Genomic DNA, 20,570 nt, shown 5'->3' with positions numbered 1-20,570 from the left:
GGCCGGACGTTCACATCGGTGTCGGTGCGCGCGGCCCACGCATGCCCCAGCTCTTACTGCCGCAGAGTAGCGGTCCGGTCACGGCTATGGGCAGGCATTCCTACGATCCGGCTAATCGAAACCGCCATCTACCAGGCCGAAGCGGATCAGATCGGTCAACGGGTCCACCACGGACGCGGCGCCGAAACCGTCCCACAGCGGCCGCGGCTGGTGCTGGCGCACCCGGACCGGCTCGATCAGACGCATCGGATCGGTCGCCGCCAGCGCCTCGGCCACGTCCGTGACCTCGCCGCCCTCCACCGCCAGCAGCGTGCCGACCAGCACGTTCAGGAAGCCGTGGTGCACGAAGCCGGTCTCCGGATCCGCGCTGCGCAGCGCGTGGTGCGGACCGGCGGTCAGCTTGAACGGCAGCTCCCGCTCCCGGCAGGCGCAGATCACCGCGGCCAGCTCGACCGGCGTCGGGAACAGCTCCGCAGCGAGCCCGCCGGTGCGGAACTTCGCGCTCAGCGGTGCACCGGCCGCACGCGCCGAGGCCACCGTGTCCAGCGCGCCGAGCAGACCCCAGCTGAGCGGGATCTCCGCGTAGCCCTTGGGTGCCGCGCCGGACGCCAGCGCGCGGATCAGGCGGTGCAGGCCCGGCTGCGGGTCCTCGCCGCGTTTCGCCACCGCGACCTCGACCTGGCGGATCGTGAAGTGCCGCGCCAGCCGCTCCCGGACCGCGAGGAAACCGTCCAGCCCGGTGTCCGCGATCACCGCGATCTCGGCCGCGCCCGCGCTGCTCGGTGTGCCCGCCGTCGCCGCCGAGCCCTCACTCGCCGGGCGGCCCGCGCCGGCCGGGATACCCGCGCTTGCCGGACGGCCCGGGTCGGCCGGTAGGCCCGCGCCGGCCGGGCTACCGGCGCCGGCCGGGCTACCGGCGCCGGCCGGGCTACCGGCGCCGGCCGGGCTACCGGCGCCGGCCGGGCTACCGGCGCCGGCCGGGCTGACCGCGTCGGCCGGCAGCACGGGGGCCGCGGACGCGGGGAGCAGCAGCGGGCCGACGAGCGGCGCGTACCACCCCGTGACGTGCTCACGGTGAACCTCCGCGGCGTCGATGATCGCGGCGGCGTCGAGCGGTGTGGTGCCGCCGGAGGCCAGGGCCGCGTCATCCACCAGCCCCGCGAGCAACGGCGGTATCAACCCCGGTGGCACGGCTATTGAACCTAATGGAAGTCTCGATCGACCGACAAGAGCAACGCGTCAGAAGCGACGGGACCTGAGAAAGACGATCAGCTCCGCGACCGCGCCGGACGCGATCGCCAGCACCAGCGGCCACGGCGTGCCGATCATGGCGTAGACCAGGAACAGCAGCGGCATCGCGGCCGTACAGACCAGCGCGATCAGCAGCGGCCGCTCGGTGCGCAGCAGCTGCGGGAAACGCTCCCGCACCATTCGCGGAATCTGCGCCAGGTAGATCACCATCGCGATCGCACCGAGCACGGTCAGCGAGACGGCCGCGAACCGGGACAGCGCACCGTCCACCGAGGCACTGAACGCGACCAGCACCGCCACGATCAGCGCGCCACCGCCGGCGATCAGCAGCGCCCGGTGCAGCGCCTCATCCGTGGTGCGGCCCAGCGTCTGGGTGGCGGTCTCCCGCGCGCGCGGGTCGAACGCGACCGGCTCCTCCTTCGACGCCTCGGCGGCGAGCCCGGCCAGCGCCCGCGCGTACCGCCGCTGCTCCAGACGCAGCAGCCCGGAGTCGGCACCGGCCTGCTCCAGGTCCGGATTGAGCCGGATCGCCTCCCGGTAGGCCCGCTCGGCCAGGTCGAACTGGTGCAGCCGGGCCGCGACCAGCGCGAGCACCAGATGACTCTCCGGCTCGGTCGGCGCGAGCGTCACCGCGTGCCAGGCCGTGTCCAGCGCCACCTGGCCGTTACGCGTCTCACTGAGCAGCGCGGCCCCGGTGCGCTGCGCGTACGCCTCCTGCGGGCCGAGCCGGAGGATCTGCTCCGCGACCTCGGCCCCCTCCGCGAAGCGCTGCAGCTCGACCAGCGCGATGCCGCGCACCACGAGCGGCGCCACCTGCCCCGGCGCGGCCCGCACCGCCTGATCCGCGCTCACCAGCGCGTCCGCCGGCCGGTCGGTGGCCAGATAGACCCGGGCCAGCATCGCCAGCGTCCACGGATCGCCGGGCTCCACCGCCAGCGCGGCCTCCAGCTCGACGATCGCGTCCGGATAAGCCTCCAGATCAGCGAGCAGCGCGGCACGCTGCACGTGCTCGTTCGCGCTCGTCGAATCGGCACCCTCGTCCGGGGTCCGGTCGGGCGTGCTGTCGGGGGCGGCGTCGCTCGGCACGCCTCGAGCTTATGCGAGCGTTTCTACGACGAAGCTGAGCCTTCGCTGATAACGCCCCGATCCGTCACCGACCGCGGCCGACGGATCCGCCCTCGCCGTCGCTACGCGCCGAATCAAGACCCACATCCCGTTCCCGCTTCCGGCGTGGTGCGGCCCGCATGCTCCCGCGGGCAAACCGCGCCGAGGGCTCCGACTCCGCCGGCGCTCCGCTGCGCCCGCGGCGACGGAGCCGGTACCGCCGTGGCCCGGAAGAACACGCGGCTCAGGTCCCGCCGGAGGTCACGCCACGCGCCGGCCGCCCTACCGCCTTCGGCCGACCTCATGTCGCCGACGTGCCGCGGCCCCACAGAGCACGCGTCTCTCGCGCCGGGGCGACCAACACAGCGACACGGGCACTTGACCGCGCTCCCGGCACCCCCACGTGACCCCGCTCCCGGCGCCCCACGTCACACGGAATCCCCCGCCGCCGAGACCCACGCAGTCCGCGCTGCCGGCAACCCCACGACACCCGCGATCCGCGCCGCCGATACCCCACGCAATCCGCGCTGCCGACACCCCACGACACACGCGATCTCCGACGCCGACGACCCGAGGGCACCCACGCGATCCCCGCTGCCGACGTCACCCACGTGATCCGCGACGCCGACGAGCCCGACGTCACGCACGTGCCGCAGGCCGCGCATCGTATGCGATTCCGGCCACGGTGGCCGGGTCACACAGATGCCGCAGCCGACGTCCCACACTTCCGCAGCACCCAGGGACGAAAGGCCGAGCGATTTGGGAGTTGACGGCGCGATCCAAGTCGGACGGCAAGGGCTCGCGTGGCAAGCATCTCTGTCGGAACGTTCCTACCCGAAATTTCGGAGTACGGGCGCGGTCGTGAAGTATCACCATTCTTCGCTATGGCGCTTGATCGGGCATTCGGCGGCCGACATGCCGTTCGCTTCACCGAACAGGCCACGATGAAAAGGCTGACGCTGGAGTCGGCGCCGCTGAATCCCGCGATTCCAGGTGCGAAGCGTTCGGTCCCATCGCCGGCTCGACGAAACTCTGCGGTTGAAGGCCTAGCCGTCGATCTGGCCGCACCGCAGGTCCCGACGCGAGCGCGGAGCGCGGAAGTGGAATCCAGCGCGCAAGCGCGAACCAGCGCGCAAGCGCGGGCTTTGGCTTGGCCAGCGACGGATCTTGCAGGGAGGCCGCCCGCGGCCGACCGGTGCCCGCGGGAGCACTGGGAAAGCGTCCACGCCGGAAGTGGGCAGAAGAACTGCTGTTGGGGCTTGATCCGGTCGTGGATCGGTCTTCCGGTGGGCGCGCGTCAGCGGCGGTAGATCATTGCGACCGCGATGGCGGCCAGGCCCTCCGCGCGGCCGGTGAGGCCGAGGCCGTCCGTGGTGGTGCCGGAGACGGTGATGGTGGTGGCGGCGGCGGTGCTGAGTGCCTTCTGGGCCTCGTCGCGGCGTTTGCCGATCTTCGGGCGGACGCCGATCACCTGGATGGAGACGTTGCCGATCTCGAAGCCGGCCGCGCGGACCCGGGCCGCGGCCTCGGTGAGCAGTGCCACGCCGGACGCGCCGGACCACTCGGGGCGGTCGGTGCCGAAGTTGCCGCCGAGGTCGCCGAGGCCGGCCGCGGAGAAGAGGGCGTCGCAGGCGGCGTGTGCGGCGACGTCGCCGTCGGAGTGGCCGGCCAGGCCGGTCTCGCCGGGCCAGTGCAGGCCGGCGACCCAGCAGTCGCGGCCCGCCTCGAACGCGTGCACGTCGGTTCCCACGCCCACCATCGGAATGATCACGTGGTGGATCCTGCCTCATGGGTCAGCAGGTGTTCCGCGAGCACCAGGTCGATCGGGCGGGTGATCTTCATGGCGAGGTCGGAGCCGGGCACGCACACGACCGGCTCGCCCAGCTTCTCCACCATGCCGGCGTCGTCGGTGTGCGCGGCGACCGCGGCCGCGTGCGCGGCGACGAGCAGGTCACGCCGGAAGCCCTGGGGGGTCTGCACCGCGCGGAGCGTGGACCGGTCGACGGTGCCGAGCACGGTCTCGGTCGCGTCGACTTCCTTGATCGTGTCGACCACCGGCAGCACCGGGATCACCGCGCCGGCGCCGCCACGCACGGCCGCGGCCACGGACTCGACCAGCGCGGCCGGTGCCAGCGCCCGCGCCGCGTCATGGACCAGGACGACGTCCACCTCCACCGGTACGGCGGAGAGCGCGGCCGACACGGAACTCTGCCGGTCGGCGCCGCCGGGGACGACCGTCACCTCGGCGATCGGCGCGAGCAGCTCGGCCACGAACGCGACGTCCGCCGGGGGTGCCGCGATCACGATCTGGCGGACGCCACGGGCGGCCGCGACCCGGCGCACCGCGTGCACCAGCAGCGGTTCACCGCCGAGCAGTCGCAGCGCCTTGGGGCCGCCCGGGCCGAGCCGGACACCCGCGCCGGCGGCAGGAACAAGGACCGCGACGTCACCGCGCGGGTCAAGGTGCGCGGTCACGTCGCGGTCCTGTCGTTTATCAGGGGTGGTGCTGGTGATCTCAGGCCTCGGTGAGGACCTTGTCGAGAAGCGTCTCCGCCTCGTCCTTGGTGCTCTTCTCCGCGAGTGCCACCTCGCCGACGAGAATGTCCCGAGCCTTCGCCAGCATGCGCTTCTCGCCGGCGGAGAGGCCCCGCTCCCGCTCACGACGCCACAGGTCGCGGACGACCTCGGCGACCTTCAGCGGGTTGCCGGAGGCCAGCTTTTCCAGGTTTGCCTTGTAGCGCCGCGACCAGTTGGTCGGCTCCTCGGTGTGCGGTGCGCGGAGAACGTCGAAGACCTTGCCAAGGCCCTCTTCGCCGACCACTTCACGTACACCGACGATCTCGGCGTTCTCAGCGGGAACCCGCACCGTCAGGTCACCCTGAGCGACCCTCAGGACGAGGTAGAGCTTTTCCTCGCCCTTGACGACCCGAGTCTCGATAGCCTCGATGAGTGCGGCCCCGTGGTGGGGGTAAACAACGGTCTCGCCGACACTGAAAACCATAGGTTCGAAACCCCTTTCGCTGTGTCTAGCGTAACACGGTCGGACACCGATGTCCCACCCCGACCCTGACCATTTGCGCAGCTCAGACACCCTGTGAAAGGTCTTTCTCAGGCTTGACAGCGCGCCATTCAGATGATTCGCTGACGCAGCGTAACCAATACATCACCGACCTGCGGTGACGGTCGAGATCGACAGTCGCTAAGGTCGGACAGATCAGCACGTCTGGATCGAGCTGCCTCATCCGGGACGAAACGGAGCGCCGGCGGCGGTCCGCGATGCCCGGCTGGGGCGAAAAATCCTGGCCAGAAAAACTTGCACGGTCTTGCAGAAGGTCGTGGCTCAACGATGCGGCGGCCCCATTCTATCGCCGATGGCCACCCCGTGCCCCACTGGCGGTGAACGCCCGGGTGCGAGACGCTGTAAGCCGGACCCCGAGTCACTTCCGGTGGGCCGGTCAGGGGGCGCAGATGGGCACGCTTGACGGCAACGGCGACGTACCTCCTCCGGACGACAGTGACCTGCCGGAACTCCCTCCCGAGTGGCGATCGATAGTCATTCCGGACGACGCCTCCGCGCTCGCCGACGAGGCCGCGGCCGTCCGGCGCGAGCTGCGTGACCGGCAGCGGCCCGAGCCACCCGCTCCCATCGTCACCCGCCGCGCGTTCCTGACCCGGATCGTCCGGCCGCCGAGTGAGACAGCACTCCGAATTCCGCTGGTGATCATGGGGATCGCCATCATCACCACGCTGACCAGTCTGTTCCTGGTGAGCTGGCTCGGTCAGGCGCGCACGCCGGTGACGCAGCGCACCGCGACCGGGCACACCCCCGGTCCGGGGCGCACGCTGCCCGCGCTCGACCTGGTCGCGGCGGACGGCAGCAGCACGCCGCTGCGGGCACTGCTGCCGGCCGTGTTCGTGATCACCGACGGCTGCGCCTGCGACCGGCTGCTGCAGGAGACGCTGCGGGCCGCGCCGCCCGGCGTGCGGGTGGTGGCGGTGAGCCGGCTCCCGGCCTCCGGCGCACCCGCCACGCCCCGGCCCGGCCTGCTGCACCTGACCGACCAGGCCGGCTCGCTGCGCGCGGTCACCGACCTGCCGGAGCCGACCGGCGGCGGCGCCGTGGTGCTGGTCGACGACCGGAACGAGATTCTTCGCACGATCCCGGCCGCCACCGGCGCGGACGAGTACCGCGTGACGCTCGAGCAGCTCAGCTGAGCTCGAGCAGCACGGCGTAGAGCGTGAGGCCGGGGCCGAAGGCGAGCGCCAGCACCCGGCGCGGCGGCTCCGGACGGCGGCGGAGCGCGTCCAGGATCAGCAGCACGGTCGGGGACGAGCAGTTGCCGTAGGTGGCCAGCACGTCCCGGGACGCGGCCATCGCGGAGTCCGGCAGTTCCAGGTGGCGCTGCACCGTGTCGAGGATGCGCGGGCCGCCCGGGTGCACCGCCCAGCCGTCCACGTCCGCGACGGTCAGCCCGTGCCCGGCCAGCAGGTCGTCGACCATCGGGCGGACGTGCCGGGCCAGCACCTGCGGCACCCGGTTGGACAGCCCCATCCGGAAACCCAGATCGGTGACCTGCCACGACATGTGGTCCGCGGTCGTCGGGTCGGTGACCGCGGCGACCTCGCGCACGGCGTACCCCCGCTGGTTCTGCTCCTCGGGCCGCAGCACGACGGCCACCGCGGCGTCGCCGAAGAGCGCGTGGCAGACCACCTGCTGCGTCTCCAGCCGGGCCGCGGGCGGCTGGATGTGCAGGCTGGTCAGTTCCGCGCAGAGCAACAGCGCCGGGCGGTCCCGCGCGGTCACGTAGTCGGAGACGGCGCCGATCCCGGGCAGCGCGGCGTAGCAGCCCATGTGCCCGATGAACAGCCGCTGGGTGCGCGGCGACATGCCGAGGTCACGGGCGAGCAGGATGTCCAGGCCCGGGGTGGCGTAGCCGGTGCAGGAACAGACCGCGAACAGGCCGACGTCCGCCGCGTCCAGGCCGGACGAGGTGAGCGCGCGTTCCACCGCCTCCTTGCCGAGCGGCAGCGCCTCCTCCTGGTAGCGGCGCATGCGCTGCTCGGTCGACCAGCCGGAGACGTCCTCGGTGAGCGGGTTGACCGCGGCCTGCCGGGTACGCACGCCGGAGTTCGCGAAGATCCGTTCCGCGACGGCGGCGGTCCGCCCCTGGTAGTGCGCCGCGAAGTAGCCGGACCACAGCTCGTCCTGATCGGCCGACGGGGGTAATGCCACACCCATCCCACCTATGATCACCACTCTTTTCGCCCCATTCCCTGGTACGCGACGGCGGTCGACCTGATCGGACGCATGCGGCGAGCACGCTCCGGCGGTCGCCGGCCCAGCAGCCAGCCGGCGAGCGCGGGCAGGCCCGGTCGGATACCCCGAATGCGCAGCCGTACACCGTGTGTGGCGCAGAGCGCAGTCAACCGGACGGGGTCCACATAGAAGCGAGCGTCGTGGATGCCGCGCGACCGGGGCACCAGGAACTCCGCGACGGTGATCGTCAGCAGCCGGCTCAGCGGCGTGTCGTTCAGCGTGTCCAGCACCAGCAGGCCGCCCGGGCGCAGCACCCGGCACAGCTCCGCGACCGTGGCCGGCAGGTCCGGCACGTGCTCGAGCAGCTCGCCGGCGACCACCACGTCCGCGACCGCGTCCGGCAGCGGCAGCCGGGCCGCGTCCGCCCGGACCGGCAGCACGCCCCTCGACGCGGCCTGGGCGAGCGCGGCGGCGCCGAGATCCACGCCGACGTGCCGGTAGCCGTGCCCGGCCACGTGCGGTGCCAGCAGTCCGGCGCCGCAGCCCACGTCCACCAGCACCGCACCGGCCCGGGTCGCCGGTGGGATCAGCGCGGCCCGCGCGGCGGCCAGCCAGTGCAGCAGCTCGAACAGGCCACCGGGACGCCACCACTCCGCGGCGAGTACGTCGTACTGCCGAACGTCGTTACGTGCCTCGATCCGGGGCGGCACCATTCGTCGAGCCTGGCACGAGTCGGCGGGAAGGGCCAGACTGCGGCACATGGCCCTCCGAGGTTTGTTCCGCGCGTCCCATCCCGAGCCCGGCCTCGCCGTGACCACGGTCAGCGCGCTGCTGGCCGCCGGCGCCGGCCACTCGTTCGCGCGCGGTGCGCTGGTCACCGCGACCGTGCTGGCCAGTCAGGCCGCGGTCGGCTGGAGCAACGACTGGCTCGACGCGGCGCGGGACCGGACCGTCGGCCGGGCGGACAAGCCGGTCGCGGCCGGCACGGTGAGCCGCACCACGGTGGGCGTCGCGGCGCTGTTGTCCGCGGCGGCCGTACCGGTGCTGGGTCTGCTCACCACGCCGCCGGCCGCGGTCTGCATCACGCTGGCGCTGGTCTCCGCGCTGCTCTACAACGCGCCGCTGAAGCGGACGCCGCTGTCGGTGCTGCCCTATGTGGTCTCGTTCGGCGCACTGCCCGCGTTCGCGGTGCTGGCGCTGCCCGGCGCGCCCGCGCCACCGCTGTGGCTGGTCGCGGCCGGCGGGCTGCTCGGCGGCGGCGCGCACTTCGCCAACGTGCTGCCGGACCTCGAGGACGACCTGACCACGGGGGTACGGGGACTGCCGCACCGGCTCGGCGCGACCGCGTCCCGGATCGCCGCGGCCGGGCTGCTGCTCGCCGCGACCGTGACGCTCGCGTTCGGACCGCCCGGCCCGCCGTCCTGGGTGGGCACGGCCGCGCTGGTCGCGGCGGCCGTGACGCTGACCGCCGGATGGCTGGCCGGGCGGGCCGCCGCCGCGCGTGGTCAGCGGTCGCACGCCGCGTTCCGATCCGTCATCGCGGTCGCGCTGATCGACGTGATTCTGCTGGTCGTGGGCGGTGCGGTGGGCTGAGCGCGGCCCAGTTGGCGGGTCGGCTCACGAACCGGATCACGGCCAACTAGGCTGAAGCCCGGCCAGCTCGCGTTCTGGTAGTTCGAGGAGGACCGACGTGACGCGCTCGATGACGGTAGGCCGCCGGGCCCTGCGCCTCGCGGTGGGAGCCGCGGCGGTCGCTCTGGCGGTGACCGGCTGCAGTGCCGGGCAGATCGCCGAGACCGCGATGAAGGCGCCGTCGGTCGCGAGCGTCTCCGCCGACTCCGCCGACCAGAAGCTCGCGGTCCGTGGGCTCGCCGTGGCGTACGAGGGTGTCGAGGGCTACCCCGCCGGTGGCAACGCGCCGGTGCACGTGACGCTGATCAACCAGACCGCCAACCCGATGACCGTCGAGATCGGCATCGGCGCGCCGCCCGAGGGTGCGGGCCCGACCGTGACCACGGCGCGGGACGTGCGGATCCTCGGCGGTGCGGCCGCCGCGGCCCCGTCCGGTTCCGCCGCCGCGTCCCCGTCGGGCCCGGTGAGCGCGGGTGCCTCCGGTTCGCCGTCCGCCGGTGCGGGCGAGGAGGAGACCGAGACCTCCGGTTCGCCGTCGCCCGAGACCTCCGAGGGCGCGTCCTCGCCGTCGCCGAGTGCCACGGCCGCCGCTCCGGCCACCCCGGCCGGGCGTGCCGCCACCGTGGAGATCCCGGGCAACGGTGCGGTGATCTTCACGTCGGAGAGCGCGGAGCGGCTGTCGCTGATCGGCCTGGCCGCGGCGCTGCGCAGCGGCATGTCGGTCACGCTCACGTTCCAGGCCACCGAGGGCGGCGCGGCCAGCCCGCTGCTGACCGTGCCGACGCCGGTGGACATCCCGCTGACGCCGGCACCGCGCGAGACTCCGCACGAGGAGGAGGGCGAGGGCCACTAGTCAGCGGCCTTCCGAGACTTCGAGCCCGCCCGGGACACCGGGCGGGCTTTTTTGTCGGTGGGCGCGGCTACCGTTGCGGGCGTGACCCGACCTGTGCCCCGCGGTGCCTCATCGACCCGCCCCCGCTCCGGCGGTTCCAAGGAGCCGCGTCCGAGCTACCAGTGCGACGCCTGCGGGCACCAGCCGCCCAAGTGGCTGGGCCGCTGTCCGGAGTGCGGCGAGTGGGGCTCGGTGATCGAGGCGGCGCCCGGCCCGGTCGTCTCCGGCAAGGTGGTCAGCTCGCGCATGCCGGCGGAGCCGGCCCGGCCGATCTCGCAGATCAGCGCCGCACCGGCCAAGGCCCGCCCGACGCACGTGCCCGAGCTCGACCGGGTGCTCGGCGGCGGCATGGTGCCCGGCGCGGTCGTGCTGCTGGCCGGTGAGCCGGGCGTGGGCAAGTCGACGCTGCTGCTCGACGTGGCGCAGCGCTGGGCCGAGGCCGGCGAGACGTCGTCGCTGGTGGTCAGCGGTGAGGAGTCGGTCAGTCAGGTGCGGTTGCGCGCGGAGCGGATGGGCGCGCTGCACGACAAGCTCTACCTCGCGGCCGAGAGCGACCTCGGCGCGGTCATCGGCCACCTGGACGCGGTCAAGCCGGGCCTGCTGATCGTCGACTCCGTGCAGACCATCTCCACGGGCACGGCCGAGGGCGTCTCCGGTGGCGTCACCCAGGTGCGCGCGGTCACCGCCACGCTGGTCAGCATCGCCAAGGAGCGCGGCATCGCGACCGTGCTGGTCGGCCACGTGACCAAGGACGGCAACGTGGCCGGTCCGCGCGTGCTGGAGCACCTGGTCGACGTGGTGCTGCACTTCGAGGGTGACAAGCACTCGTCGCTGCGCCTGGTCCGCGGCATCAAGAACCGCTTCGGCGCGGCCGACGAGGTGGGCTGCTTCGAGATGCACGAGGGCGGCATCAGCAGCCTCTCCGACCCGTCCGGCCTGTTCCTCACGCGCTACTCCGAGCCGGTGCCGGGCACCTGTGTGACGGTCGCCATGGAGGGCCGGCGCGCGCTGGTCACCGAGGTGCAGGCGCTGATCGGCGGCACGGTCCCGGGCTCGCCGCGGCGCACCGTCTCCGGGCTGGACAGCGCGCGGCTGGCCATGGTGCTGGCCGTGCTGCAGCGCCGGGTCGAGCGGCTCACGTTGCACGACAAGGAGGTCTTCGCGGCCACGGTCGGCGGCATCCGGGTGGTCGAGCCCGCGGCCGACCTGGCGGTCGCGCTGGCGGTCGCGTCCGGCGGGCTGAACCTCGCGCTGCACCCGACGCTGGCCGCGATCGGCGAGGTCGGGCTGACCGGTGAGGTGCGCCGGGTGGGCGCGGTGCCCCGGCGGCTCGCCGAGGCGGCCCGGCTCGGCTTCAGGTTCGCGCTCGTGCCGCCCGGTTGCGGACCGGATTCCACCGGGGTTGTGCCGGACGGGATGCGGGTAGAGGAGGTCGGCGACCTGCGAAGCGCTTTGCAGTGGGCCGCCCGGTTCTCGGCGGAGTGAGGCTACTCAGAGTGACAGATAATCACTGTGTGGGGTTGCGGCCGAACCGCAACGGCGGCTCGTGGATGACGGTCCGTAGACTGTGCGGGTGCCGATCGACCGAGATGCCAGCAAGCCCGCTGGTGCCAGCCTTCCTGGCCGCGCCAGCGTGGTCGGCTCACCCGCTCGCGCCGTGACGAACGGATCCCCCGGGCTGAACGGGTCGAGCGCCGTCGGTGACCCGCTCCGGGCAAACCTCGCCCTGATGGCGCCGGGCACCGCGCTCCGCGACGGGCTGGAGCGCATCCTGCGCGGCCGCACCGGCGCGCTGATCGTGCTCGGCTACGACGCGGCCGTCGAGTCGCTCTGCACCGGCGGCTTCCCGCTGGACGTGGAGTTCTCCTCGACCCGGCTGCGCGAGCTGTGCAAGATGGACGGCGCGGTCGTGCTGTCCAGCGACTGCACCCGCATCGTGCGCGCCGCCGTGCACCTGATGCCGAACCCGGACATCCACACCGAGGAGTCCGGCACCCGGCACCGCACGGCCGAGCGGGTGGCCAAGCAGACCGGCTACCCGGTCATCTCCGTCAGCCAGTCGATGCACATCATCGGGCTGTACGTGAACGGTCAGCGGCACGTGCTGGACGACTCCGCCGCGATCCTCAGCCGGGCCAACCAGGCGCTCGCCACGCTGGAGCGGTACAAGCTGCGGCTGGACGAGGTCTCCGGCACGCTCTCCGCACTGGAGATCGAGGACCTGGTCACCGTGCGGGACGCGGTGGCGGTGGTGCAGCGGCTGGAGATGGTCCGCCGGATCGCGGACGAGATCGCGGGTTACGTGGTCGAGCTGGGCACGGACGGCCGGCTGCTCGCGTTGCAGCTGGACGAGCTGATGGCCGGCGTCGACGCGGACCGCACGCTGGTCATCCGCGACTACCTGCCGACCGGCCGGAAGGCCCGCACGCTGGACGAGGCCCTGGTCGAGCTGGACCTGCTGTCCGCCACCGAGCTGATCGACCTGGTCGCGGTCGCGAAGTCGATCGGTTACCCACCGGCCTCCGACGCGCTGGACGCGCCGGTCAGCCCGCGTGGTTACCGGCTGCTGGCGAAGGTGCCGCGTCTGCCCGGCAGCGTGGTGGACCGGCTGGTCGACCACTTCGGCAGCCTGCAGCGCCTGCTCGGGGCCACGGTCGAGGACCTGCAGGCCGTCGACGGTGTCGGCGACGCCCGCGCCCGCAGCGTCCGCGAGGGTCTCTCCCGCCTGGCCGAGGCCAGCATCCTCGAACGCTACGTCTGACCGCGCTCGAGGCGTCCCGCATGCCGGTCCGGCGTGAGGGACGCCTCGATCATGAGTCCGGCGATCAGTTCAACGTGATCGTTATGGGGTTCGTGGTCTGCTGGGAGAGCCGGCCGAAGAGCTGGTAGGTGCCGGCGGTGGGGGCGTCGCCGGCCGCGGAGCCGCCGTCGCACTTCGCGGACGACTTGCCGTTCCAGCCCGCGGTGCCGATCGTGGTCTCCTCGCCCGGCGCGAACGTCCGCATGTCCGACACGCCCGGTTCGGCGCAGGTGTCCGACGACCAGATCGTCTCCGCGCCCCGCTTCAGGTACATCTCCTGCTCGCGTGAGCCCACATCGAGCGTGCAGGCCTGGCCCGACGAGTTCTTGATCCGCAGCTCGAACCGGAGTCCCGCGCCGCGTGCCGCGCTGGCCCGGTCGGTCGCCGCCGATATCGTGATCGCGCCCTGCGCACAGCCGCCGTTGCCGCCGACCACGATCCCGTCCGCGCCCGCGGTCGGGAAGAGCGAGTCCTCGGGCTGGGGCAGCCCGGCCGAGCCGCCCTCCGGTGCCGGGTTGAACGACTGGTTCTGGCCGGGCGGGTCGGTGCGCGGCGTCAGCACCGGCGGGCTGACCGTGGTCGTGGGGGTGGCGTCGGCGTTCGGCGACGGCGTACCCGTTCCCTGACCGGTCGGCGTGTCGGTGCCGCCGCCTCTGGTGCACGAGTAGACGATCACCATGACGACGACGAGTAGCGCGCCGAGGACAACGGCGCGTCTCCGCCAGTAGACGGCGGGTGGGTGGGGTCCAACCGTCATTCTCATGATGGGGTCACCGTATCGAGCGACGAGCGCTCCGACGGCGCGACGCGCCGTGAGTATCCCTCACAGGTAGGTCCGGCGTTGGTAGATCGCGTGCGCGCCGGCCACCCGGTCCAGGAACAGCAGTCCGGCACAGTGATCGATCTCATGCTGCAGCGCCCGCGCCTCGAACCCGTCCGCCGGGAACTTCACGGTCACGCCGCTGCCGGGCAGTTGTCCCTCGACCACCAGGCGGCTGGCCCGCTTCACGTCGCCGGTCAGGTCCGGCACGGACATGCAGCCCTCGCGGCCGGGCCGCCACCGGCTCGCCTCCACCACGGTGGCGTTGCAGAGCGCGAACGCGCCGTGCACGGTCACCGCCTTTGGATGGCCGGTGACGTCCACGCAGAAGACCTGCGCGCTCACGCCGACCTGCGGTGCGGCCAGTCCGACGCAACCGGGCGAGACGCGCATGGTGGCGATCAGGTCCGCGGCCAGCCGGATCACCTCCGGGTCGCACGGGTCCACGTCGGAGCCGGCGCGGCTGAGCACCGGGTCCGGGGCCGCGACCACGGCCCGGACCGTGCCCGGCTCCCCCAGGCTCTCCGGCGTCCACCCCGCCAGGGCGTCGATCGGCGTGGTCATAACAGGTCCGATTCCGCGCGGCGCAGTGTCACCTCGACGTCCAACGTCTTCGCGACCTCGCGCAGCCGGTCCGCGAGCCGGTCGGCCGCGGCCGGCGGCAGGTCCACCTCCGCGATCAGCAGGTAGAGCGGTCCGGTGAGGCGAGTGGTGAGGTCCGTGACGTTGCCGCCCTCCGCCTCGACCACCCGGGTGACGGCCGCGACGATGCCGAGCCGGTCCGCGCCGTGCACGCTCACCAGGTACGGCTCACCCCGTGGCGCACCGCCGGCGTCCGGCTCCACCGCCCGGACCGTCGCCAGCAGCTTCCCGTCCGCGGTGAGCGGCGTGAGCGCGGCCTCGACCGCGGCCGGCTGCGGCCCGTTGCAGACCAGCGTCATCGCGAAGTGGCCGCGCAGCCGGGTCATGGTGGAGTCGGTCAGGTTGGCACCGAGCCCGGCCAGCACGCCGGCGACATCGGCGACGATGCCCGGCCGGTCGTGGCCGATGACGGTGATCGCAAGCTCCTGCACCCGTGCAGTGTCCCCGATGCGGGCGCTTCCGCGCGTGTTCCCCCGCCGGAGGGTCCAGCGTGCGGGACACATGGGCCCGGTATCGACGTGGATGGCCGGGCGGCGCCTCGCTCCGGCCCCCACGTCGATACCGGCCCCGACGCATCGGGCAGGATGGTCGCGCGATGACTATTGCTGAGACCGCAATCGACTGGTTCGACCGCAACGCCCGGGACCTGCCTTGGCGGGAGCCGGACGCCTCGCCCTGGTCGATCCTGGTCAGCGAGGTGATGCTGCAACAGACGCCGGTCGTCCGGGTGCTGCCGGCCTGGCGCAACTGGATGGCGCGGTGGCCGGTGCCGGCCGCGCTGGCCGCGGACCCGCCGGGCGAGGCGATCCGGATGTGGGACCGGCTGGGCTATCCGCGCCGGGCGCTGCGGCTGCACGCGTGCGCGACCGCGATCGTGGAGCGGCACGGCGGCGAGGTCCCGGACGACCTGGAGGAGCTGCTGGCGCTGCCCGGGATCGGCGTCTACACGTCCCGGGCGGTGGCCGCGTTCGCGTACGGGCAGCGGCACCCGGTGGTGGACACGAACGTGCGCCGGTTCGTCTCCCGCGCGGTGGCGGGCGAGCCGGACGCGGGCCCGGCGACCACCCCGGCGGACCTGGTGGCCTGCGAGGCGCTGCTGCCGGACGAGCCGGCCCGGGCGGCGCGGGCCAGCGCCGCGTTCATGGAGATCGGAGCGGTGATCTGCACCGCCCGGTCGCCGCGCTGCGCGGACTGCCCGGTGGTGTCCACGTGCGCGTGGAAGGCGACCGGCCGGCCGATGCCGGAGGGGCCGACGCGGCGCCCGCAGAAGTACGCGGGCACGGACCGGCACGTCCGTGGCCTGATCATGGCGGTGCTGCGGCAGTCCGACGTGCCGGTGTCCCGGCACCGGATCGACCTGGTCTGGCCGGACGAGGTGCAGCGGACCCGGGCGCTGGCCGGGCTGGTGACCGACGGCCTGGCATGTCCCGCGCCCGACCTGCCCGAGCACTACGTGCTGCCATGAAAAAGGGCCCCCGGTCAGGGGGCCCTTTTCACGGACGGGTCACTCCTCGGTGGCCGCACCCAGGTCGGCCGGCACCGTCTCCGGCACCTCCACCGGCCGGTCCGAAGCCCGGAAGACGAGCTTGGCCTGGTCGATGTTCTCCGGGTCGCCCTCGCAGTCGATGACCACGATGTGACCGGGGCGCAGCTCGTTGAAGAGGATGCGCTCGGACAGGTTGTCCTCGACGTCACGCTGGATCGTCCGGCGCAGCGGCCGGGCACCCAGCACCGGGTCGAAGCCCTTCTTCGCCAGGTACTTCTTCGCGTTGTCGGTCAGCTCGAGCGCCATGTCCTTGTTCTTCAGCTGGCCCTCGATACGCGAGACGAAGATGTCCACGATGTGCAGGATCTCGTCCTGCTGCAGCTGGTGGAACACGATCGTGTCGTCGATGCGGTTGAGGAACTCCGGGCGGAAGTGCTGCTTCAGCTCGTCGTTGACCTTCTGCTTCATCCGCTCGTAGTTCGACTCCTGGTCCTCCGACGCCTGGAAACCGAGCGACACCGCCTTCGCGACGTCACGCGTACCCAGGTTCGTCGTCAGGATGATCACCGTGTTCTTGAAGTCCACGATCCGGCCCTGACCGTCGGTCAGGCGACCGTCCTCCAGGATCTGCAGCAACGTGTTGAACACGTCCGGGTGCGCCTTCTCGATCTCGTCGAAAAGGACGACACTGAACGGCTTGCGGCGGACCTTCTCGGTCAGCTGACCGCCCTCGTCGTAACCCACGTAACCGGGAGGCGCACCGACCAGGCGCGACACCGTGTAACGGTCGTGAAACTCCGACATGTCCAGCTGGATCAGCGCGTCCTCGGAGCCGAACAGGAACTCCGCCAGCGCCTTGGACAGCTCGGTCTTACCGACGCCCGAGGGGCCGGCGAAGATGAACGAACCGCTCGGGCGCTTCGGGTCCTTCAGGCCCGCACGCGTACGCCGGATCGCCTTGGAGACCGCCTTCACCGCGTCCGACTGGCCGACGACGCGCTTGTGCAGCTCGTCCTCCATGCGCAGCAGGCGCGAGGTCTCCTCCTCGGTGAGCTTGTAGACCGGGATGCCGGTCCAGTTGCCCAGCACCTCCGCGATCTGCTCGTCGTCGACCTCGCTGACCACGTCGAGGTCGCCGGCCTTCCACTGCTTCTCCCGCTGCGCCTTCTGGGAGAGCAGCTGCTTCTCCTTGTCCCGGAGCTGCGCAGCGCGCTCGAAGTCCTGCGCGTCGATCGCGGACTCCTTGCCGCGCCGGACCTCGGCGATCCGCTCGTCGAACTCGCGCAGGTCCGGCGGCGCGGTCATTCGGCGGATGCGCATGCGCGCGCCGGCCTCGTCGATCAGGTCGATCGCCTTGTCCGGCAGGTAACGGTCGGAGATGTAGCGGTCGGCCAGCGTGGCGGCCGCGACCAGCGCGGCGTCCGTGATCGAGACGCGGTGGTGTGCCTCGTACCGGTCGCGGAGGCCCTTGAGGATCTCGATGGTGTGCGCCAGCGACGGCTCACCGACCTGGATCGGCTGGAACCGGCGCTCCAGCGCCGCGTCCTTCTCCAGGTGCTTGCGGTACTCGTCCAGCGTGGTGGCGCCGATGGTCTGCAGCTCACCGCGGGCCAGCATCGGCTTCAGGATGCTGGCGGCGTCGATCGCGCCCTCGGCCGCGCCCGCACCGACGAGCGTGTGGATCTCGTCGATGAACAGGATGATGTCACCGCGGGTGCGGATCTCCTTGAGCACCTTCTTCAGGCGCTCCTCGAAGTCACCGCGGTACCGCGAGCCGGCGACCAGCGCGCCGAGGTCCAGCGTGTAGAGCTGCTTGTCCTTCAGCGTCTCGGGCACCTCGCCCTTGACGATCTTCTGGGACAGGCCCTCCACCACGGCGGTCTTGCCGACGCCCGGCTCGCCGATGAGCACCGGGTTGTTCTTGGTGCGGCGGGACAGCACCTGCATGACCCGCTCGATCTCCTTCTCGCGCCCGATGACCGGGTCGAGCTTGCCCTCGCGGGCGGCCTGGGTGAGGTTCCGGCCGAACTGGTCCAGCACCAGGCTGGTCGACGGCGCGGCCTCGCCACCGGCCGCGGCGGCGGCGCCGGTGGTGCCCTTGTCCTGGTATCCGGAGAGGAGCTGGATCACCTGCTGGCGGACCCGGTTGAGGTCGGCACCCAGCTTGACCAGCACCTGCGCGGCCACGCCCTCGCCCTCGCGGATCAGGCCGAGCAGGATGTGCTCCGTGCCGATGTAGTTGTGGCCGAGTTGCAGTGCCTCGCGCAGCGACAGCTCCAGGACCTTCTTGGCCCGAGGAGTGAAGGGGATGTGCCCGCTGGGGGCCTGCTGACCCTGGCCGATGATCTCTTCAACCTGCTGGCGCACGCCTTCGAGCGAGATGCCCAGGCTCTCCAGGGCCTTGGCGGCGACGCCCTCACCCTCGTGGATGAGACCCAACAGGATGTGCTCGGTGCCGATGTAGTTGTGGTTGAGCATCCGGGCTTCTTCCTGAGCCAGGACGACAACCCGACGCGCTCGGTCGGTGAACCGCTCGAACATATCCCTCGTGCTCCTCACGTGCCGTGCGCACTCGATCTTGTGAGTCGAGCAAACGTGGCAGCGCCTCTGCCCGCGAAACCACGTCTCTGCCTGTGAACCACGCCTGAACATCCACGGAGGATGTCCATGCCATCACTCTATCGCCGTCGGCCGACTTCGCCGCTCCTCGAAGTTGTCCGAGTACCGGCTGTCAGCGACGTATTCACCAACCTGCCACGGACAACCGCTGTTCCCTGGCCGGAGCCGCTACGCGCAGAGCTGAACCGTGAACGGCCGACCGACGTCGCCGGACCGGGTGGACCGGCGTTGTCCACAGGTTCGCCACGTTATCCACAGGGCCTGTGGTTATCAACAGGTGGCTGTGGATAACTCTTTGACCTGCGGAAATATGCACAGAGGCCCGCGACGCGCGGTGCGTCACGGGCCTCTGTCCGCAGAACGATGGGATTACGGGGTGTTCAGCGCCCGGGGCCCTTCGCGTGAAACTCGTCAACGATCTCCTGCGGGATGCGCCCGCGGTCGGAGATCTCCTTGCCCTCTTTCTTCGCCCACTGGCGGATCGCCTTGTTCTGCTCCCGGTCCGCCGCCGCGCCGCCACGGCCCCGCGCGGCGCGACCGCCGACAACGACACCGCCCCGGCCGACCTTAGTTCCGGCACCGAGGTAGGGCTCGAAAAGGGACCGCAATTTCTCGGCGTTCTTCTTCGAGAGGTCGATCTCGTACTGCACACCGTCGAGGGCGAACTTGACCGTCTCGTCCGCGTCGCCGCCGTCGATGTCGTCGACCAGCTTGTGAATGATCTGCTTGGCCACGGGCCGTTATCCTTCCGAGCAAGTTTCTCCCGCAATACCTGAACAATAACTCAAAAGATGCGTCGCCCGTCAATAGGATGGGCAAGGGTCTTGTGGCGCGCCGGACGGGCAGCTTTCCACAATGCCGTTGTCGAAGAGATTCCCTGGTCAACGAGGTGCGGGGAACCGAACCAACATTCTCCGCCGGGCGCTTGCAAGGCATTCCACCTCGATACGACGCCGGATCGTGACCGGAAATCCGCGAAGCGCTCAAGTGCTACCTGGCGAACTGCGAGGTGGATGTTGTGGCCGTAGTCACGCGGCGTCACACCAGGCCGCCACTAAGGGAGCATTTCGGACTCCGGGACTGAGTGGCCGCGCCGGTACCACCGAGAGTCGGCTCTGCGGCCCGGCCAGCACACCGGCGGGTCACGGATAGGGACACCCCGCCCCGAACCATACTCGGCGGCCCGGGCAAGGATAAAGGCCGCCACCGATTCGCGGCGGTTGCGTGTCCGGTGGATTGCTGTCCGTCACGGAATGGTGCCGACCGAATATCAACTCGCCCCGCCGGGCGCGCGACCCCTAATTCGAATTAGACGTTGCGCTCGTACACCATGCGCAGACCGATCAACGTGATCATGGGTTCATGGTGTGTGATCGTCCGGCACTCGCCGACCACCAGCGATGCCAGCCCACCGGTCGCGATCACGGCCTTGACCTCGCCGATCTCCTCGATCATCCGCTCCACGATGCGGTCCACCTGGCCGGCGAAGCCGAAGTAGAGGCCGGACTGCAGGCACTCCACGGTGTTCTTCCCGATCACCGAGCGCGGCTTGGTGGCCTCCACCTTGCGCAGCTGCGCGGCACGGGCCGCGAGCGCGTCGAACGAGATCTCGATGCCGGGCGCGAACGCACCACCGAGGAACTCACCACGTGCGCTGATCACGTCGAAGTTCGTGGTGGTGCCGAAGTCGACCACGATGGACGGGCCGCCGTAGAGGCTGTGCGCGGCCAGCGTGTTGACCACGCGGTCCGAGCCGACCTCCTTGGGGTTGTCGATCGCCAGCTGCACCCCGGTCCGCACGCCCGGCTCCACGATCACGTTCGGGACCGACGCGTAGTACTTGGCCAGCATCGTCCGGAGGTTCCGGAGGGCGGCCGGCACGGTCGAGCAGGCCGCCACCCCGGTGATCTCCACGGCGTCGCCGGCCAGCAGCCCGCGGAACATCAGCCCGAGCTCGTCCGCGGTGGAGCGGGCGTCGGTCTTCACCCGCCAGGAGTGCCGGAGCTGGTCACCGTCGAACGTGGCCAGGACGGTGTTCGTGTTCCCGATGTCGATGCAGAGCAGCAC

General features: G+C 71.5%; 19 protein-coding genes. 6 read left to right on the top strand and 13 right to left on the bottom strand.

Features of this window, described 5'->3' with window-relative positions:
• Window positions 1-111: 111 nt before the first annotated feature.
• From J2S44_RS20605 to J2S44_RS20585, 5 genes are all read right to left on the bottom strand, one after another.
• The gene (locus J2S44_RS20605; RefSeq protein WP_374728001.1) at window positions 112-1,176 is read right to left on the bottom strand and encodes a hypothetical protein; all 1,065 of its coding nucleotides are present in this window, start codon (window positions 1,174-1,176) and stop codon (window positions 112-114) included.
• A gap of 63 nt (window positions 1,177-1,239) precedes the next feature.
• A complete protein-coding gene (locus J2S44_RS20600; RefSeq protein WP_310416404.1) occupies window positions 1,240-2,337 on the bottom strand; it encodes a tetratricopeptide repeat protein in 1,098 nt (365 codons plus the stop codon).
• A 1,315-nt stretch (window positions 2,338-3,652) separates the two neighbouring features.
• The gene (gene ispF, locus J2S44_RS20595) at window positions 3,653-4,114 is read right to left on the bottom strand and encodes a 2-C-methyl-D-erythritol 2,4-cyclodiphosphate synthase (RefSeq protein WP_310429806.1); all 462 of its coding nucleotides are present in this window, start codon (window positions 4,112-4,114) and stop codon (window positions 3,653-3,655) included.
• A gap of 8 nt (window positions 4,115-4,122) precedes the next feature.
• The gene (gene ispD / locus J2S44_RS20590) at window positions 4,123-4,830 is read right to left on the bottom strand and encodes a 2-C-methyl-D-erythritol 4-phosphate cytidylyltransferase (protein ID WP_310416401.1); all 708 of its coding nucleotides are present in this window, start codon (window positions 4,828-4,830) and stop codon (window positions 4,123-4,125) included.
• A gap of 40 nt (window positions 4,831-4,870) precedes the next feature.
• Window positions 4,871-5,356 (bottom strand): CarD family transcriptional regulator, encoded by a 486-nt coding sequence (locus J2S44_RS20585; protein ID WP_033342403.1) that lies wholly within the window; start codon window positions 5,354-5,356, stop codon window positions 4,871-4,873.
• 467 nt (window positions 5,357-5,823) lie between these two features.
• On the opposite strand from J2S44_RS20585, the gene J2S44_RS20580 reads away from it, so the two are divergent.
• Window positions 5,824-6,570 (top strand): hypothetical protein, encoded by a 747-nt coding sequence (locus J2S44_RS20580; protein WP_310416397.1) that lies wholly within the window; start codon window positions 5,824-5,826, stop codon window positions 6,568-6,570.
• Here the strand turns inward: J2S44_RS20580 and J2S44_RS20575 are convergent.
• Both J2S44_RS20575 and J2S44_RS20570 read right to left on the bottom strand, forming a co-directional pair.
• Entirely contained in the window at window positions 6,563-7,594 is a 1,032-nt protein-coding gene (locus tag J2S44_RS20575; RefSeq protein ID WP_310416394.1) for a type III polyketide synthase, read from the bottom strand. The two genes, J2S44_RS20580 and J2S44_RS20575, sit on opposite strands and share 8 nt — an antisense overlap.
• Window positions 7,595-7,605: 11 nt before the next feature.
• Complete coding sequence (locus J2S44_RS20570; RefSeq protein ID WP_310416392.1) at window positions 7,606-8,325, bottom strand: methyltransferase domain-containing protein; 720 nt, start codon at window positions 8,323-8,325, stop codon at window positions 7,606-7,608.
• A gap of 46 nt (window positions 8,326-8,371) precedes the next feature.
• On the opposite strand from J2S44_RS20570, the gene J2S44_RS20565 reads away from it, so the two are divergent.
• From J2S44_RS20565 to disA, 4 genes are all read left to right on the top strand, one after another.
• Window positions 8,372-9,205, top strand: a complete 834-nt coding sequence (locus tag J2S44_RS20565) for a UbiA family prenyltransferase (protein ID WP_310416389.1) — start codon at window positions 8,372-8,374, stop codon at window positions 9,203-9,205.
• A 97-nt stretch (window positions 9,206-9,302) separates the two neighbouring features.
• Window positions 9,303-10,097 carry a hypothetical protein gene (locus J2S44_RS20560; protein WP_310416387.1) on the top strand — a complete coding sequence of 265 codons (795 nt, stop codon included), beginning with the start codon at window positions 9,303-9,305 and terminating at the stop codon, window positions 10,095-10,097.
• A gap of 81 nt (window positions 10,098-10,178) precedes the next feature.
• Window positions 10,179-11,621 carry a DNA repair protein RadA gene (gene radA, locus J2S44_RS20555; protein ID WP_374727876.1) on the top strand — a complete coding sequence of 481 codons (1,443 nt, stop codon included), beginning with the start codon at window positions 10,179-10,181 and terminating at the stop codon, window positions 11,619-11,621.
• An 88-nt stretch (window positions 11,622-11,709) separates the two neighbouring features.
• Entirely contained in the window at window positions 11,710-12,897 is a 1,188-nt protein-coding gene (disA, locus tag J2S44_RS20550; RefSeq protein WP_310416384.1) for a DNA integrity scanning diadenylate cyclase DisA, read from the top strand.
• 64 nt (window positions 12,898-12,961) lie between these two features.
• Here the strand turns inward: disA and J2S44_RS20545 are convergent, their stop codons facing one another.
• The 3 genes from J2S44_RS20545 to J2S44_RS20535 form a co-directional block, all read right to left on the bottom strand.
• Window positions 12,962-13,693 carry a hypothetical protein gene (locus J2S44_RS20545; RefSeq protein ID WP_310416381.1) on the bottom strand — a complete coding sequence of 244 codons (732 nt, stop codon included), beginning with the start codon at window positions 13,691-13,693 and terminating at the stop codon, window positions 12,962-12,964.
• Window positions 13,694-13,759: 66 nt separating this feature from the next.
• A complete protein-coding gene (locus J2S44_RS20540) occupies window positions 13,760-14,320 on the bottom strand; it encodes a peptide deformylase (RefSeq protein ID WP_310416379.1) in 561 nt (186 codons plus the stop codon).
• Complete coding sequence (locus tag J2S44_RS20535) at window positions 14,317-14,829, bottom strand: glycine cleavage system transcriptional repressor (RefSeq protein WP_310416375.1); 513 nt, start codon at window positions 14,827-14,829, stop codon at window positions 14,317-14,319. Before J2S44_RS20535 ends, J2S44_RS20540 begins: the two co-directional genes overlap by 4 nt.
• A gap of 164 nt (window positions 14,830-14,993) precedes the next feature.
• Between J2S44_RS20535 and J2S44_RS20530 the strand changes: the two genes are divergently transcribed.
• On the top strand, window positions 14,994-15,863 hold the full coding sequence (locus tag J2S44_RS20530) for an HhH-GPD family protein (protein WP_310416372.1): 870 nt from the start codon (window positions 14,994-14,996) through the stop codon (window positions 15,861-15,863).
• Between the two features lie 39 nt (window positions 15,864-15,902).
• Here the strand turns inward: J2S44_RS20530 and J2S44_RS20525 are convergent, their stop codons facing one another.
• The 3 genes from J2S44_RS20525 to J2S44_RS20515 all read right to left on the bottom strand — a co-directional run bounded on the left by J2S44_RS20525 (window position 15,903) and on the right by J2S44_RS20515 (window position 20,570).
• The gene (locus J2S44_RS20525; protein WP_310416368.1) at window positions 15,903-18,425 is read right to left on the bottom strand and encodes an ATP-dependent Clp protease ATP-binding subunit; all 2,523 of its coding nucleotides are present in this window, start codon (window positions 18,423-18,425) and stop codon (window positions 15,903-15,905) included.
• Window positions 18,426-18,883: 458 nt separating this feature from the next.
• A complete protein-coding gene (locus J2S44_RS20520) occupies window positions 18,884-19,237 on the bottom strand; it encodes a histone-like nucleoid-structuring protein Lsr2 (protein ID WP_310416365.1) in 354 nt (117 codons plus the stop codon).
• Window positions 19,238-19,811: 574 nt separating this feature from the next.
• On the bottom strand, window positions 19,812-20,570 hold the full coding sequence (locus tag J2S44_RS20515; RefSeq protein ID WP_310416362.1) for a type III pantothenate kinase: 759 nt from the start codon (window positions 20,568-20,570) through the stop codon (window positions 19,812-19,814).

The sequence above is a fragment of the Catenuloplanes niger genome (genome assembly GCF_031458255.1).
Classification (GTDB): domain Bacteria; phylum Actinomycetota; class Actinomycetes; order Mycobacteriales; family Micromonosporaceae; genus Catenuloplanes; species Catenuloplanes niger.
This window is presented reverse-complemented; position numbering and strand designations above follow the sequence as displayed.

Bases quoted from the DNA above. Each gene is read 5' to 3' on its own strand.
- ispF (WP_310429806.1), bottom strand. From the start codon at position 4,114: ATGGTGGGCGTGGGAACCGACGTGCACGCGTTCGAGGCGGGCCGCGAC.
- J2S44_RS20585 (WP_033342403.1), bottom strand. From the start codon at position 5,356: ATGGTTTTCAGTGTCGGCGAGACCGTTGTTTACCCCCACCACGGGGCC.
- J2S44_RS20580 (WP_310416397.1), top strand. From the start codon at position 5,824: ATGGGCACGCTTGACGGCAACGGCGACGTACCTCCTCCGGACGACAGT.
- J2S44_RS20575 (WP_310416394.1), bottom strand. From the start codon at position 7,594: ATGGGTGTGGCATTACCCCCGTCGGCCGATCAGGACGAGCTGTGGTCC.
- J2S44_RS20570 (WP_310416392.1), bottom strand. From the start codon at position 8,325: ATGGTGCCGCCCCGGATCGAGGCACGTAACGACGTTCGGCAGTACGAC.
- J2S44_RS20565 (WP_310416389.1), top strand. From the start codon at position 8,372: ATGGCCCTCCGAGGTTTGTTCCGCGCGTCCCATCCCGAGCCCGGCCTC.
- J2S44_RS20545 (WP_310416381.1), bottom strand. From the start codon at position 13,693: ATGACGGTTGGACCCCACCCACCCGCCGTCTACTGGCGGAGACGCGCC.
- J2S44_RS20540 (WP_310416379.1), bottom strand. From the start codon at position 14,320: ATGACCACGCCGATCGACGCCCTGGCGGGGTGGACGCCGGAGAGCCTG.
- J2S44_RS20530 (WP_310416372.1), top strand. From the start codon at position 14,994: ATGACTATTGCTGAGACCGCAATCGACTGGTTCGACCGCAACGCCCGG.
- J2S44_RS20525 (WP_310416368.1), bottom strand. From the start codon at position 18,425: ATGTTCGAGCGGTTCACCGACCGAGCGCGTCGGGTTGTCGTCCTGGCT.